The sequence below is a fragment of the Pseudomonas sp. DW-iso3 genome (assembly GCF_058725305.1).
Map to the genome: position 1 here is coordinate 323,005 of NZ_JBZXDZ010000002.1, position 14,283 is coordinate 337,287.

18 protein-coding genes are annotated in these 14,283 nt (G+C 59.7%); 5 read left to right on the forward strand and 13 right to left on the reverse strand.

Annotated features, from left to right (window positions below; translation table 11 throughout):
* Positions 1 to 41: 41 nt before the first annotated feature.
* The 3 genes from AC4PS7_RS07215 (at position 42) to AC4PS7_RS07225 (ending at position 1,569) form a co-directional block, all read left to right on the forward strand.
* The gene (locus AC4PS7_RS07215) at positions 42 to 737 is read left to right on the forward strand and encodes an AzlC family ABC transporter permease (RefSeq protein ID WP_021493102.1); all 696 of its coding nucleotides are present in this window, start codon (positions 42 to 44) and stop codon (positions 735 to 737) included.
* Positions 734 to 1,045: an AzlD domain-containing protein gene (locus AC4PS7_RS07220; RefSeq protein ID WP_010210330.1), complete on the forward strand. Its 312-nt coding sequence runs from the start codon at positions 734 to 736 to the stop codon at positions 1,043 to 1,045. Before AC4PS7_RS07215 ends, AC4PS7_RS07220 begins: the two co-directional genes overlap by 4 nt.
* 170 nt (positions 1,046 to 1,215) lie before the next feature.
* Positions 1,216 to 1,569, forward strand: coding sequence for a hypothetical protein (locus AC4PS7_RS07225; RefSeq protein WP_010210332.1), 354 nt, complete (start codon positions 1,216 to 1,218; stop codon positions 1,567 to 1,569).
* A 146-nt stretch (positions 1,570 to 1,715) separates the two neighbouring features.
* Here AC4PS7_RS07225 and AC4PS7_RS07230 read toward each other — a convergent pair whose 3' ends face one another.
* The 11 genes from AC4PS7_RS07230 to AC4PS7_RS07280 form a co-directional block, all read right to left on the reverse strand.
* Positions 1,716 to 2,420, reverse strand: coding sequence for a YoaK family protein (locus tag AC4PS7_RS07230; protein WP_044287230.1), 705 nt, complete (start codon positions 2,418 to 2,420; stop codon positions 1,716 to 1,718).
* Positions 2,421 to 2,489: 69 nt separating this feature from the next.
* Positions 2,490 to 4,112, reverse strand: coding sequence for an ABC-F family ATP-binding cassette domain-containing protein (locus AC4PS7_RS07235; RefSeq protein WP_492179255.1), 1,623 nt, complete (start codon positions 4,110 to 4,112; stop codon positions 2,490 to 2,492).
* 124 nt (positions 4,113 to 4,236) lie between these two features.
* Positions 4,237 to 5,274, reverse strand: a complete 1,038-nt coding sequence (locus AC4PS7_RS07240) for a DNA topoisomerase IB (RefSeq protein WP_492179256.1) — start codon at positions 5,272 to 5,274, stop codon at positions 4,237 to 4,239.
* A gap of 77 nt (positions 5,275 to 5,351) precedes the next feature.
* Positions 5,352 to 6,431, reverse strand: coding sequence for a molybdenum ABC transporter ATP-binding protein (modC, locus tag AC4PS7_RS07245; RefSeq protein WP_032883058.1), 1,080 nt, complete (start codon positions 6,429 to 6,431; stop codon positions 5,352 to 5,354).
* A 5-nt stretch (positions 6,432 to 6,436) separates the two neighbouring features.
* Positions 6,437 to 7,117: a molybdate ABC transporter permease subunit gene (gene modB, locus AC4PS7_RS07250; protein ID WP_044287229.1), complete on the reverse strand. Its 681-nt coding sequence runs from the start codon at positions 7,115 to 7,117 to the stop codon at positions 6,437 to 6,439.
* Complete coding sequence (modA, locus tag AC4PS7_RS07255; protein ID WP_021493107.1) at positions 7,118 to 7,876, reverse strand: molybdate ABC transporter substrate-binding protein; 759 nt, start codon at positions 7,874 to 7,876, stop codon at positions 7,118 to 7,120.
* 119 nt (positions 7,877 to 7,995) lie between these two features.
* Positions 7,996 to 9,057 (reverse strand): NAD(P)H-dependent flavin oxidoreductase, encoded by a 1,062-nt coding sequence (locus AC4PS7_RS07260; protein WP_045792081.1) that lies wholly within the window; start codon positions 9,055 to 9,057, stop codon positions 7,996 to 7,998.
* A 189-nt stretch (positions 9,058 to 9,246) separates the two neighbouring features.
* A complete protein-coding gene (ada, locus tag AC4PS7_RS07265; RefSeq protein WP_021493109.1) occupies positions 9,247 to 10,299 on the reverse strand; it encodes a bifunctional DNA-binding transcriptional regulator/O6-methylguanine-DNA methyltransferase Ada in 1,053 nt (350 codons plus the stop codon).
* Between the two features lie 77 nt (positions 10,300 to 10,376).
* Positions 10,377 to 11,042 (reverse strand): DNA oxidative demethylase AlkB, encoded by a 666-nt coding sequence (alkB, locus tag AC4PS7_RS07270; RefSeq protein WP_010210343.1) that lies wholly within the window; start codon positions 11,040 to 11,042, stop codon positions 10,377 to 10,379.
* A gap of 4 nt (positions 11,043 to 11,046) precedes the next feature.
* A complete protein-coding gene (locus AC4PS7_RS07275; RefSeq protein WP_010210344.1) occupies positions 11,047 to 11,211 on the reverse strand; it encodes a hypothetical protein in 165 nt (54 codons plus the stop codon).
* Between the two features lie 25 nt (positions 11,212 to 11,236).
* The gene (locus tag AC4PS7_RS07280) at positions 11,237 to 11,539 is read right to left on the reverse strand and encodes a DUF1883 domain-containing protein (protein ID WP_003191319.1); all 303 of its coding nucleotides are present in this window, start codon (positions 11,537 to 11,539) and stop codon (positions 11,237 to 11,239) included.
* A 214-nt stretch (positions 11,540 to 11,753) separates the two neighbouring features.
* Between AC4PS7_RS07280 and AC4PS7_RS07285 the strand changes: the two genes are divergently transcribed.
* Both AC4PS7_RS07285 and AC4PS7_RS07290 read left to right on the forward strand, forming a co-directional pair.
* On the forward strand, positions 11,754 to 12,107 hold the full coding sequence (locus AC4PS7_RS07285; protein WP_010210349.1) for a hypothetical protein: 354 nt from the start codon (positions 11,754 to 11,756) through the stop codon (positions 12,105 to 12,107).
* Between the two features lie 173 nt (positions 12,108 to 12,280).
* A complete protein-coding gene (locus AC4PS7_RS07290) occupies positions 12,281 to 12,562 on the forward strand; it encodes a hypothetical protein (RefSeq protein ID WP_010210350.1) in 282 nt (93 codons plus the stop codon).
* A 9-nt stretch (positions 12,563 to 12,571) separates the two neighbouring features.
* Here the strand turns inward: AC4PS7_RS07290 and AC4PS7_RS07295 are convergent, their stop codons facing one another.
* Together AC4PS7_RS07295 and AC4PS7_RS07300 are read right to left on the reverse strand one after the other, a co-directional pair.
* Complete coding sequence (locus AC4PS7_RS07295) at positions 12,572 to 12,802, reverse strand: hypothetical protein (protein ID WP_010210351.1); 231 nt, start codon at positions 12,800 to 12,802, stop codon at positions 12,572 to 12,574.
* A gap of 1,001 nt (positions 12,803 to 13,803) precedes the next feature.
* On the reverse strand, positions 13,804 to 13,989 hold the full coding sequence (locus AC4PS7_RS07300; RefSeq protein WP_010210353.1) for a hypothetical protein: 186 nt from the start codon (positions 13,987 to 13,989) through the stop codon (positions 13,804 to 13,806).
* Positions 13,990 to 14,283 lie beyond the last annotated feature (294 nt).

Genomic DNA, 14,283 nt, shown 5'->3' on the forward strand with positions numbered 1-14,283 from the left:
CGCTGGCATGCTTGTCGACTGTTTGTCGATGAGCCGTTTCCATGCCCACTGCCTTACCTCATTACGCCTTCGCTCGCGGCGCCATCGCCGTCATTCCCCTGTCCCTGGCCTGTGCGCCCTGGGGGCTGCTGGCCGGTTCCATGGCCATCGATGCGCAATTCAGCCCTTTGCAAGCCCAGGGTCTGTCCGCCATCGTGTTTGCCGGTGCTGCGCAACTGGTCGCCATCGGTATGGTCAAGAGTGGCGCCAGCCTGATTTCCATCGTGTTGACGACCTTGCTGCTGACCTCTCAGCATTTGCTCTACGGCATGCACCTGCGCCCGGTCCTGTCACCCCTCAAGACGCGCTGGCGCATGAGCCTGGGCTTTTTGTTGACCGACGAATTCTTTGCGCTGGTCAGTCACTATGACCGCGAGACGTTCAACCGCTGGTATGCCCTGGGCGTTGGGCTGACGTTCTATATCATCTGGAACCTGTTCACCCTGGCCGGCATCGTGCTCGGCAAAAGCATTCCCGGCCTTGATCAACTGGGCCTGGAATTTTCCATCGCCGCCACGTTTATCGCGCTGATCACGCCGGTGGTGCGCGACATACCCACGGTGGTCTGCGTGGCCGTGTCGCTGCTGTTTTCGGTGTGGTTGAGTTTCCTGCACTGGGAGTCGGCGGTGGTGGTGTCCGGCTTGCTGGGCATGAGCGCGGGTTATGCCTGCAAGCGACTGGGAGTAGGGCAGCAATGATCTACATCATGATTGTGGCCATGGGCCTGGTGGTATTTTTCAACCGTTACCTGTTTATCGAACCGCGCCTGCCGGTGCGCCTCAACCGTGGCGCGCGGGAGTTTCTCGGGTTTGCAGTGCCGGGCATGCTCACGGCGATTTGCGGGCCGATCATTTTCCTGGCGGACCATCACCTGAACCTGAGCCCGGCCAACCCCTACCTGCTGGCGGGTATCAGCGCCGTGGGGCTGATGTTCTGGACGCGCAATGTGCTGGTCACCGTGCTGCTGAGCATGGCGCTGTTTTACCTGTTCCGCTGGTTGCTCTGAGCCCAGGCGAAAAAAAGCCCGCGGGAGAGCGGGCCGAAGGGAGACTACTAAAAATGAGCGTGGTCAATATAGACCGCGCCTTCTCCCTTTACAGTGAAACAAAGTTCATGCGGCCGTCAGTCCAGCCCGCGGCAATGGTACAGTCGCGTTTTTTCCAACGGAGCAATGGCATGCACAAGGTGGTAATTGGCGCACTGGTACTGGCGGCCCTGGCCGGTTGCGCAGGTTCGAAGATGAAAGAGGCGCGCGCAGGCACGCCCTACAAGACGCTGGCTTCGGACAAGGCCACCCTGGTCGTTGCCGAATGCGTGCAATTCGGCTGGCAGGACGAAGGCGTGTTCGGCGTTGATGCCGGCGGCTTCAAGGAGCCAATCGAGGCGGGCGGTTACACCGTCTACACCACCGCTGGCGATTACTTCGTCGACGTGCAAAGCGCGGGTGCCGGCTCCACGATCAAGTACTATGCCGCAGAAGACAATATGCCGGCCAAGCGCCGTTTGGCCGCACTCGCGACCTGCCTGTAATCCATTGCCTTAGTCGAATTAGGAAATGCCTGGCACGACAGCCGTCGGGCATTCGCTTATGATTCACCCGCTCGCCCGACATGATGGCTCTTTACCAGTACACGGACGTCGAGGCCTAAACGTCGGGCGAGCACCTCTTCCTATCTTCAGCGCGGCATGTAACCCAAGTGCCAGCGACGGGGAATCTTCAGCGACACCAACCCCAGCAACCCTGCCAGCACGCCGCTGACCAGCAGCGCTTTCAAGCCCATCTGGTGTTCCAGCAGCGCGCCAATCACCGCCCCAACGAACATGCCTGCCCACGGGATCAACTGCACGCGCCAACCCATGCGGCGCTCCCCGAGCAGCCAGCGTCCCAGCCCGCGGCCAAAGCGTGAGAGCGCTCCGGTGACGTAAGTCAGCCCGACCGGCAATCCGTTGACCTCTTCCACTGCAGCATTGAGCATGCCCATGGCGATGATCGCCGCCAGCAGCGCGGGCAACGTATCGCTGGAAGGCAGCCATGCCGCACCGCACAACAAGGTCGCAATGCACAACAGCAAAGGCAAGGCATGACGGCGGCTCATCCGGCTGACCACCACACCTAGCGCATTACCGACCACGAATGTTGCGACCAACAACAGCAGGCGCCCGGTCAGTCCAAGATCCCCCTCGCTGATCGCTACCGCCAGGCGCGTGGTGTTGCCGCTCATGAACGAAACGAAGTCGCCGCTCGCCATGAAGCCGATGGCATCGGTCATGCCTGCCAGCACTGAAAGGCTGGCCACCAGCATCAGCCCGACCCGACCACGCCAGCGCTGTCGATGGGCGAGTGCAGCATTGACGTAAGGTTTGCGGGGCGAAGGCAGCATAGGGCCGGGTTCCTCGATGAGATTATCCGGCCACTACCGTAGGACGCTTTACGCGCGCATGCAATGACCTCAGGCAGGCGTCAATGACCAACCTGTGTGGTGCCAATCCAGGAAATGGGTTGGCTTGATCGATTGGATGAACGCGGCGTCATGGGATACCACCAGCATCGCCCCGTTGAAACCTTGCAGCGCCTGTTCAAAAGCCATCACCGACTCGAGGTCCAAATGGTTGGTCGGTTCGTCCAGCAACAGCAGTTGCGCCGGTTTGTCACCCCATAAGGCAATCGCCATCGCGGCCTTCAAGCGCTCTCCGCCGCTGAGTTGCCCGGTGGGTTGGGTGACGCGCGAGGCATCCAGGTGCAGCAACGCCAGGCGCGTGCGCAACTCGGCTTCGGCCAGTGGGGTGTCGAGCAGGTTGAGGTGTTCGACGATGGAGCGTCGATCGTCCAGCAGCGCAAGGTGTTGGTCGATGTAGGCGCAGGGCAGAGGCACACTGCATTCACCCGCGACAGCCTGCCACTCACCGGCCAGTACCTTGAGTAACGTGGACTTGCCGCATCCGTTGGGCCCACGCACGGCGACGCGCACCGGACCTGCGAGATGCACAGTGAGGTCGCTTGACGGTAACCACGGCAATTGTACGTCGATCAAGGACAGCACCTGCCGTCCGTTGGGCACCGCTGATGCAGGCAATGCCAACAGCGTCGGCGTTTCCTCTTCGACCCGTTCATAAGCCTGGCGCACCTGCGCATCCAATTCGTGCTTGTGCTGCCAATGCGCACTGCGCACGCTGCTGACGATCTGCGTGGCGGCGCCTTTCCAGCGCGCCTTGGTGAAACGGTCGACGTTGGCGGTTTCCGCATGTTTGCGTGATCGCGCGGCGTTGCGTTGCAGGTTGTCGTGGTCTTTTTGCAGGCGCCGCCGCTCGCGGCTGCGCTCCAGGCGTGCATGGTCCAGCGCGGCGATGGCGGCCTGTTGTTCCGCATCACGCTGCCGACGGTAGGCATCGTAGTTGCCGCCATACACGCTGACACCAAGGGGCGACAGTTCTACGATGCGCGCCATGGCGTTGAGCAATGACCGATCATGACTGACCACCACCAGGCCGCCACGCCAATCGCCAAGTACACGCAGCAGCCAGGCGCGGCCATCGTTGTCGAGGTGGTTGGTGGGTTCATCGAGGACCAGCAACGGCGGAGCGGCGAGCAGCGCGCCGATGATCGCGACCCTGGCCAACTGGCCGCCACTGAGTTGATCGGCTGGGGTATCAAAAGCCAGCTGCGATAACCCCGCAGCATCCAAGGCATTGCGCAAGCGTTCGGCCAAGCCCCAGCGGTCGTCGATCAATTCCAGGTCATCGGGCTGTGCGGCGCCTCGGGCCATGCGGTCAAGGGCGGCCAGTATCGCAGCGGTGCCGGTGAGGTCGGCGACGGTTTCCCCCGGCGCAACCACGACATTCTGCGCAACGTAGATAGTACCGGGCGGGCCACTCAGCGTGCCGGAGGAGGGCGACAGCAGCCCGGCGATCAGCTTGGCGAGGACGCTTTTGCCCCGTCCGTTACGGCCGACTATACCGGTAGGGGTGTGATCGATGGACAGGCACAGGTCATCCAGCAGGGTTTCGCCATTGGCGAACTGGACACTCAGGTGTTGCAGGGAAACAAGCGTGGGCAGCCGGTTGACGTCAGTCATCAGCACCTCCAAAAAAATGTCGGACAGGCCAACAAGCGCGCCAGGCGGCTCGTTGCAGATACATTTTGGAAGGCTTAGTTGTTCACGTCGGCGGTCGTCCTGCGGATCAGAAGGAAGGCCAAGCCTAACCCGTTTTGGCTTTTTTCGGCAAGTCCACCGCCAGTTGCTCAAGGAACATCGCCAAGGCCACTTCTTCAGCCTTGAGCCCTTTGCGCAACCGCGGCTTGGGCAGTTTGGAGAGTTCGCCGAGGCTGAAATGCTCCAGCACCGCAGGGTGGATGTAACACTTGCGGCACACCGCCGGTGTGTTACCCAGCTGCTTGGCGACATCCTTGACCATCGCCACCACGTGCCTTTTGGCATCGGACTCGGGCTGCCACTCCAATTCCCGCAACACGGCCAGCGCCATGGCGGTGCCGGCCCAGGTGCGGTAGTCCTTGGCGGTGAAGTCGGCGCCAGTGAGGCTGTGCAGGTAGTCATTCACGTCGTGGGAGCTGACGGTGTGGCGCTCTCCATCCTCGCCCAGGTACTGGAACAGGTTCTGCCCTGGCAATTCCAGGCAGCGCTTGACCACCGTGGCCAAGCGGCGGTCCTTGACGCTGATCTGGTGCTCCACGCCACTCTTGCCGCGAAACTGGAACTGGATTTCGCTGCCTTTCACATCCACATGGCGGGTGCGCAGGGTGGTCAGCCCGTAGGATTTGTTGTCCCGCGCATACTGGGTATTGCCGACGCGGATCAGTGTGGCGTCGAGCAGCATCACCACGGTGGCCAAGACTTTTTCACGGGTGAAGCCGGGTTCGGCGATTTTTGCCTCCAACTGCTTGCGCAATTTCGGCAGGGCGTTGCCGAACTCCTGCAACCGGGAGTACTTGTCACTGTCGCGCACCTCGCGCCAGCGTGGGTGATAACGGTATTGCTTACGGCCACGGGCGTCGCGGCCGGTGGCTTGCAGATGCCCGCGCGGGTCGGCGCAGATCCATACGTCGGTGTACGCAGGCGGGACCGCCAGGGCGTTCAGGCGCTTGATCTCCTCGGCATCGGTAATGCGCACGCCCTGGGGGTCGAAGTATTGGAACCTGCCCCGTACTGTCTTACGGCGGATGCCGGGCTGGGTGTCGTCAACGTAATGCAGGTCGCGGGGCAGTGCAGAGTCAGACATGGGGCAGGTTCCTTGGCAAAAATCAGGCCGGTATGTCTGATGGACCGCAGCGGTGTGCGGTCGTGCCAAAAGGTTGCTTACGCCAAGACTGCGACGGCCTTGATCTGTGCCCACAGCCTCTGGCCAGGGTGCAGTTGCAGCTGGTCGCGGGAGAAGCGCGTGATGCGCGCCAGCAACGGCGTGCCACAGGCGTCCAGGCGCACCAGCACGTGCGCGCTGTTGTCCGCGGAGATCTCCTGGGTGACCGTTACCGGCAGGCGGTTGAGGATGCTGCTGTGTTCCTCGGCTTGCAGGCTGAGGCTGACATCACGCGCCTGCACCTTGATACGCAGCGCTTTGCCCACCGCCAACGGCGCATGGGCCACGCGCATGTGCAAGGCGCTGGCGGGCAGTTGCAGGGTGAGCAACTGATAGTGAGGGTCATAGGCACTGACCGCGCCGTCGATCACTACACCCGCGTCGTCGCCCCGCGCCAGGGGCAGGTCAAGCCGCGCCAGGGTTTCGCCGATGGGCCCGCTGGCCAGGGCCTTGCCGTCGCTGAGCAAGACGATGTGATCGGCTAGGCGTGCCACCTCATCCTGGGCATGGCTGACGTACAGCACCGGGATGTCCAGCTCATCGTGCAGGCGTTCGAGGTACGGCAGGATTTCGCCTTTGCGCTGGCTATCGAGGGCGGCCAAGGGTTCGTCCATCAATAACAAGCTGGGGCTGGTGAGCAACGCGCGGGCGATGCCAATGCGTTGGCGCTCACCGCCGGAAAGGTGCTGGGGATGCCGATCAAGCAGGTGGCCGATGCCGAGTAACTCGGTGGCCTGGGCCATATCGACACGGCGCTGCTGGCGGGGAATACGTTTGAGACCGAATTCCAGGTTGGCCCGCACCGACAGATGCACAAACAGGCTGGCTTCCTGAAAGACGTAACCCAGCGCGCGTTTATGGGGAGGCACGAACACCCCGTTACGGCTGTCTTGCCAGACGTCATCATTGATCTGGATAAACCCGTCTTCGGCACGCTCCAGCCCGGCGATGCAACGCAGGCAGGTGGTCTTGCCGGAACCGGAATGCCCGTACAGCGCAGTCACACCGCGACCAGGCAAATGCAGATCCACATCCAGGGCAAAGGCCGAATACTTGAGGTACAGGCGTACATCGATCATCGACATCAACTCCAGCCCATCTTGGTTTTACGGCTGGAATAGAGCGCCAGCAACACCAGGAACGCGAACACCACCATGGAACCGGCCAACCAGTGAGCCTGGGCATATTCCATGGCTTCAACATGGTCATAGATCTGCACGGACACCACCCGGGTCTTGTCCGGAATATTGCCGCCGATCATCAGCACCACGCCGAATTCACCGACGGTGTGCGCGAAACCCAGGATGGAGGCGGTGATAAACCCTGGTCGCGCCAAGGGCAAAATCACCGTGAAAAACGTGTCCCACGGATTGGCGCGCAAGGTCGCGGCCACTTCCAGCGGGCGTGTGCCGATGGCGGAGAACGCGTTCTGCAAGGGTTGCACCACGAACGGCATGGAATAGATCACCGAGCCGACGACCAGCCCGGCGAAGCTGAAGGTGAGGGTGCCCAGGCCCAGCCATTGGGTGAACTGGCCGACGTAGCCATTCGGGCCCATGGTCAGCAGCAGGTAGAAGCCGATCACCGTCGGTGGCAACACCAACGGCAGGGCAACGACAGCGCCGATGGGACCGCGCCACCAGGAGCGGGTGCGCGACAGCCACAGGGCGATCGGAGTGCCGATGACCAGCAGGATCAGCGTGGTCAGGGAGGCCAGTTGGACAGTCAACCAGATGGCGGAAAAATCGGCACTCGATAACGGCATTTACTTGGCCAGCTCGTAACCATAGGACTGGATGACAGCAGCGGCTTTAGGCCCCTTCAGGTAGTCGACCAACGCCTTGGCAGCGGCGCTGTCCTTGCCCTTGTTGAGGATCACCGCGTCTTGTTTGATCGGGTCGTGCAGGGCGGCGGGAACGATCCACGCCGAACCGCTGCTGACTTTGCCGTCTTTATAGATCTGCGACAAGGCGACAAAGCCCAGCTCGGCGTTGCCGGTGGACACGAATTGGTAGGCCTGGGTGATGTTCTGGCCTTCGACGATCTTGTCTTTGACCTTCTCGGTCAGACCTTCCTTGGCCAGCACTTGGGTGGCAGCGAGGCCGTAGGGCGCGGCTTTGGGGTTGGCAATCGACAGGTGCTTGAACTCGTTTTTCTTCAGCACGTCGCCTTTGGCGTCGACGTAACCTTCCTTGGCCGACCACAGCGCCAGGGTGCCGACGGCGTAGGTAAAGCGTGAGCCTTTGACGGCGTCACCTTCGGCTTCAAGCTTTTGAGGCGTAGTGTCGTCAGCGCTCAGGAATACTTCGAACGGCGCGCCATTCTTGATTTGGGTGTAGAACTGGCCGGTGGCACCGTAGGCGGCGACCAGTGTGTGACCGGTGTCTTTTTCGAAGTCGGCGGCAATCGCTTGGATCGGTGCGGTGAAGTTGGCGGCCACGGCCACCTGCACTTCATCGGCATGCGCCGAACCGAAGGCGAGGGCAGCGACCAGGATCGCCAGGCGTGAGGCGTGAATCTTCATGAAGCAGCTCCTCTGAGGGTGTACGGCGCGTTATGGGTCGAAGGTGTAACCGCTATGTATGGGAATATATAGCGGTTGGCCATTGCCGGTACAGTGCAAAGTTGCCGCGGGAGCAGGTTCTATGGGGTGATTTTGGCCAGCGCCTGCTCCGCCAGTTCGCGCGTCAGCGCGTAGGTGGTGGTGTCTTTGCCCAGGCGCAGCGCCTGGCCGGACCAGAGGTTGCTGAAGCCTGCTTCGTCCTTGGCTTTGAGCGGAATCAGTGCACCACCGGCGGTAGGGAATGCGGGAGCCGCGGGGTTGATTGGACCCAGCTCACGCATGACCCGGTTGACGATGCCTCGTGCCGGGCGACCGGTGAACAGGTTGGTCAGTGCGGTCTCGCTGGCCTGGGCATGGCGCAATGCGTGGTGGTGCGAAGGGGTGACATTGGCTTCAGGGGTAAACAGGTAAGCCGTGCCGATTTGCACCGCCGAAGCACCCAGGGCAAAGGCCGCCACAATCCCGCGCGCATCACCGATACCCCCGGCGGCAATCACCGGCACGCTTACGGCGTCAACGACTTGTGGCAGCAAGGCGAACAGGCCGATCTGGGTGTTGAGATCATCGCTGAGAAACAAGCCACGATGCCCGCCCGCTTCACTGCCCATGGCGATAATTGCATCGCAGCCGTGCTGCTCCAGCCAGATCGCTTCTTCCACGGTGGTGGCCGAGGACAGCACTTTCGCGCCCGTGGCTTTTACCCGGTCGAGCAAAGCTTTTTCCGGTAGGCCGAAGTGAAAACTGACGACCTCGGGTCGCAATTCTTCGATGAACTGGCAAGCCGCTTCGTTGAACGGCTCGCGGTTGGACACGGGTGTTGGCGCCTGAAAATCGGCACCCAGTTCGCGGTAGTAGGGTTCCAGCAGGTCCTTCCAGTGGCGGTCACGCGCGGCGTCGGGTGCTGGCGGTTGGTGGCAGAAGAAATTCACATTGATCGGACGTGGGCTGGCCTCACGGACCGTGACCAACGCTTCGCGCAGTTGCGCGAGACTCAGTGCTGCAGCCGGTAATGAGCCCAGCGCCCCGGCTTTACTGGCCTCGATGACCATGGCGGTGGTAGTGCCCACGGCCATGGGCGCCTGGATGATGGGCAGTTCGATCCCCAGCAGGTCGATAATGCGGGTGTCGGGCCAGGTGCTCATGGGATGTCTCTCCAGCGTTAATGAGGCTTTTGGCTGTTTTAACAGGGCTCACAACACCCGGCCACTCTGTTTTATTCACTGGACGAACGGAACGTTTCGTGGTGTGCCACCCGTTGAGAGCGTCACCCCGCACCGCATGAATCCGCTTATCAATGTGGGTTGCGTGGGTTTCCAAAGAGAAAGCACTCGCTAGGCCTTCGGCAACTGCTCCCGAGCGAGCAACTGCTGCTTGCGTTCCACACCCCAGCGGTATCCCGACAGATCGCCATTACTGCGTACCACGCGGTGGCAAGGAATGGCGACCGCAAGGCTGTTCGCGCCGCATGCCTGAGCGACTGCGCGGAAAGACTTCGGCGCGCCGATTCGTGCGGCGACTTGCGCGTAGCTGGCCGTGCTTCCCGGTGGAATGTCGCGCAAGGCTTGCCACACCCGTTCCTGAAAGGCCGTGCCGCGCAGATCCAGGGGCAGGTCCAGGCCGAGCGCAGGTGCTTCGATAAACCCCACGACCTGTGCCACACACTGTTCGAAGCGCTGGTCGGCGCCTACCAGTTCGGCCTTGGGAAACTGGTCCTGCAGATCGCGTACCAATTGGTCGGGATCGTCCCCCAGCAGAATTGCGCACACACCACGGGCACTTTGCGCCACCAGGATCGCCCCCAGCGTGCATTGACCGACCGCAAACAGAATCGCAGTGTTGGTACCGCCAGCCTTGTAATCACTGGGCTTCATACCGAGAAGCTGGTCAGCCGATTCATAAAAGCGGCTGTTGGAGTTGAAACCCGCGTCATACAAAGCCTCCGTCACCGAGTGCGAGGCTTTGAGCCCGTCGCGCACCTTGCGTGAGCGATGGGCGCTGGCGTAGCCCTTGGGCGTCAAGCCCGTGACGGCTTTGAACACGCGGTGGAAGTGGAAGGGACTGAGGTTGGCTTGCATGGCCAGCGCGTTCAGGCTGGGCGGGGTGTCAGCCTGTTCGATACGTCGGCAAGCGTCGGCTACCAGTTGCGCGTGGTGCGCAACCAACTGCGTCTGGTCCCCGGCTGCGCGTTTGCTGGCGCGATAACCTGCAGCTTCGGCCTGCGCCGCGGTGTCGAAAAATTCGATGTTTTCCGGGCGCGGCAAACGTGAGGCACTGCTGGGGCGACAGTACACACCGGTGGTCTTTACGCCGTAGACAAACAGCGTATCGGCCTTGGGATCGCGGGCCAGGATCGCTGCCCAGCGCGGGTCTTGTTCAGTCATCATGGTCGGCACTCTTGACGGATCGTTGGCCAGATTAATCGCGCCGTGCGCATCTGGACACTCCGAAGCTTGCGGTCAAATCAACCGGCAGTGCGAAACGTGAGGTTGATGCGTTGCGGCCCCATGATCGGATGCACACCGTCCTTGATCGGCATCACCCCGTGGAAGCGCAGGCGATCCACGCCACCCCAGACCACCACATCACCATGGAACAGCGAGACTTTCCGGGGTTTGTCACTGCGCTCATGTCCGCCAAACAGGAAAATCGCCGGTAGGCCAAGCGATATTGATACAACCGGCTCGCTATAGCGACGCTCGTTTTTGTCCTGGTGCAGGGACATTTTTGCGCCGGGCACATAGCGGTTGATCAGGCAGGCGTCGGGAGCAAAGTCGAAAAAGCCGGCCTGTGCCGCCGCCTGCACCGCCAATTGACGCAACACCTCTGGCATTTGTGGCCACGGCTGTTGACTGCGCGGGTCGACTGGCGAGTAGCGGTAACCGGACGTGTCGGTGGTCCAGCCCAGATCGCCGCAACTGCTCAATGCCGCCGACATGGTAAAACCGCCAGGTGTCACCATTTGCCGAAACGGTGACTGAGCCAGCACCCGTCGCAATTCCGGCAGAATGCGTTCAATCCAGGGTAGGGCTAGGCCCCGTAATACGTAGGACTGTTCGCCAATTTGCTCACGCCCTGCGGGTTGCTGCAAGGCGTCGTCGGCGAACAGGTCGGCGGTGGGACCGGGCATTGGCTTACAGCGCCTTGCTCACATTGATGTCGGTGATTTCATCACTGGCATCGTGAATTTTCTCCAGGGCTTGCTTGGCTTCTTCCACGCTGTTGGTCTGCAGTTGGGCGAACTCAAAGCGGCGTTCGCCGTTGAGCTTGTACTTGATTACGTATTTTGTGGTGGTCACGGCTATTTCCTGTGAAGTGTGCGGATCAGCTCAGCTTGGAGCTGGTGCGCCGCACAATGCGGATCTTGTGGGACAACGCGGGTTTGCGGGTCACGCTGATTGCGCGGCGCGTGACCACGTCCAGGGTGATGTTCCAGAACCCGGTGCTCGGGGCGGTTATTTTGGCCGGGAACTTGTCGAAGGCGCCGCCGTGATAGGTGTGACGGCCGCCATTCTTGAAACTGCGAAAATTCGCATCGCTCATCAGACGGATATTACAAGTTTGCGAGCATTCGATGACGACAATGTCGCCCTCGTTGAGGTGCTCACGCTGATGGATGAATTTCATGGGTAGGGGCTCCAGAAGGGCTTTTTCTGAAAAATCAGAACGATACGTAGGTTAAGATGGAGTTTATCAGCCCCAGCACGTTTATTATCGGCCCGTCTTCAACGACGTCGACAATTTAAAACAGTTATTTACCGAGTTATCACGGATAAATCCTACGTGGGCGGGAGAAAATTACCATTCCCGCTGTCGTAGGATCTTTATCGGAGGTTTTAGTATGAAGTGGAGTGTGTTGGTTCTGGCCCTGGCGATTGGTGGGTGTGCTTCGGTTGCAGATATCAAGCAGACCCCTCCGACCTTGGCGGTTATTTCCGGGAAGAAGCCACAGGAATACGCCGCATGTGTGGTGCAGAAACTGTCGGCAACCCGTCGGCCACCGCAGATCGAACCGCATAAGGAAGGTGGTGTGCAGGTGATTGTGCCGCAAAAGTTTTCGGCCGATCCATCAGCGATTTTCGAAATTGATGAACGCTCCAGTGGTAGCAGTATCAAGCTCTACGAGAGCATGTCTAACGTGCCGATCCGTCCGGGTGACGTGAAGAAGGCTGGCGAGGACTGCATTTCCGGCTGATAACGCCCGTTTCACCCTGCGACTTCGAATCCGATAAAAAGCCTGGTCCCATGATTGCGGGGCCGGGCTTTTTTCATGGCTGTGTGTACGTAGATGGCAGTTCGCTATAATCTCGACCAAACGCCCCACGACAGTGTCTGCGCTCTTTCCAATTCCTACGACGATGAACCTATATGAACAAGATTCTTGCACTGATTGCGGTAATGGCACTCGGCGGCTGCACGACCACCTCTGACGTCTACCTGAAAAACGGCGAACAAGGGCTGACTATTGATTGTTCCGGCGAGGCCAATTCCTGGGCCAGTTGCTATGAAAAGGCCGACGCCTCCTGTGCAGGCACCGGTTACCGTATCGTCGGCACCGAAGGCACGCCTGCACTCAAGGAAAGTGAAAAGACCTTGGGCCAAGACGTAGGCAACTTCAAAGGTCGCAGTGTAGTCGTGGTCTGCAAGTAAGCATTACGCCTACATTTGAATATCGGCAAACTTGATGCCTAATCCACGGATAGTCTCCACCAGATCATCCAGGCGAGGGAAAGACTCAACCTCGTCCTGATCGTCCACCAGGAAAAAACTGCGGCCACCGCTTTTCTTGAAGAATACGATCCACTCCCCAAGATCGGCCGGGCTCTGGATGATGTGAGTGGCCGTTATCTGGCCTTCGGCCTGGCGAGCCATGACGTGTTCGCGTTTCATGAAAGACTTCCCCAAAAAGACGAATGCCGAGTAAACCTAGGGTTTGTGCGGCATTTTTGCATTGATTCGGTCGAAAGTTTAACGGATGTGAGCGGGCGAGTCGTGTTGGACGGTGTTTTTGTCTCAGCGGCAAATAGAGACTGAGAGTTACGCTGCGTTTGTAGATTCCGAATGGGTCTAAAAAACTAGTATTTCTCACAGTACTCAGTCAATTCCCGGTTAATTCACAATGGCGCTCACTGGTCGGAACGTTATTCCTGACGCTTAGCGGTGCAGGTGAGCAACGTCTGACGACCAGCGGACAACGTAACGATGCGGGCAAACGAACCAGGCAGAAAGCGCGGGCATTCAAGGGAAGCGAGTAGAACGTTTACGCGCGTGACATGCGGTATCGGTCGGATGCTTGAGACGATGGGAATGAGCCGGGAGGCGCTATCATGAGCGAAATGGATACAGTTAAAGTGTCGTACATCCCAGAGGAATTTTGCGAGGGAAATGCTAGTGAAGTGACGCGTGTAGTGAAATATAGCGCCGGAGAAGCGTACGAACTTGTGTCATTAGTAGGTGGAGTGGCAACGTACGAAGCGCCGACAAACGAAAATAACGTTGATAGCAGAGTTGTTCGCAACTCGATGATCGCGATGTTAGGCGCCTCAAACTATAGATCTAAGTACCCATCCTCTCTAAAGCACTTGTTCGTCGTTGACGTCACTAAATGGCAGCCGCCCGTAGTTGCTCCCGAGCCACCGAGGACCGAATGCCCAGCTCGGCCCGCAGAGTGGCCCCAACAATTGGACTGGCCCCCAGTTCGGCCCCCAGCATGGCCCCCTGGCATACAGTGGCCCCCAGAAGGCATGCCAGTCGAGCAGCTTATAGAGGTATCAATAAAAAATAATTCAATTCGGTGGGAAGAGTTTTACCGAGATCGGTATCAATGAGGTTACGGTTCCGAGCACGAAAAAGCCCCGTTAATCGGGGCTTTTTCGCGCAGCCTGCAAGGTTTACTTGCCTTTCGGCCGTTTGCTCGATGCATGCCCCGCTTCATCCACGAACACTTCAGCTACGGCGATAGCCTGGCTTTCGCTCGGAAATGCGCCGGCGACGCTGTCGCCGTGGAAGTTGATCAAATGCCAGCCATCCGCTCGCTGTGTGATCAGGTAGCCGTTCACGCCTTTTGGTTCTGACATCTATCAAGTATCTCGTGGTGTGGTTCAAGGCCCTTATGATAGCGCCAAATACCGCAATCCAGCGCACGTTATTCCAAGTCAGTGTTCCGGTTGCAAAAGCGTGCTAAAAAGGGTGCAGCCCTTTGATACATTGAGGGGCAAGCGTCTTTCGCCGAGGCGGTGAGCATGCGCCTCGTAAGATCAGCGGAACTTACGCTGAGATTTTTTCTCTATGATGACATCGCAACGCCAGCAGGACCCATTGTAAGGTGACTGCGGCCTGATTAGACTGCGCCGAATTCCGTACGCACAGCC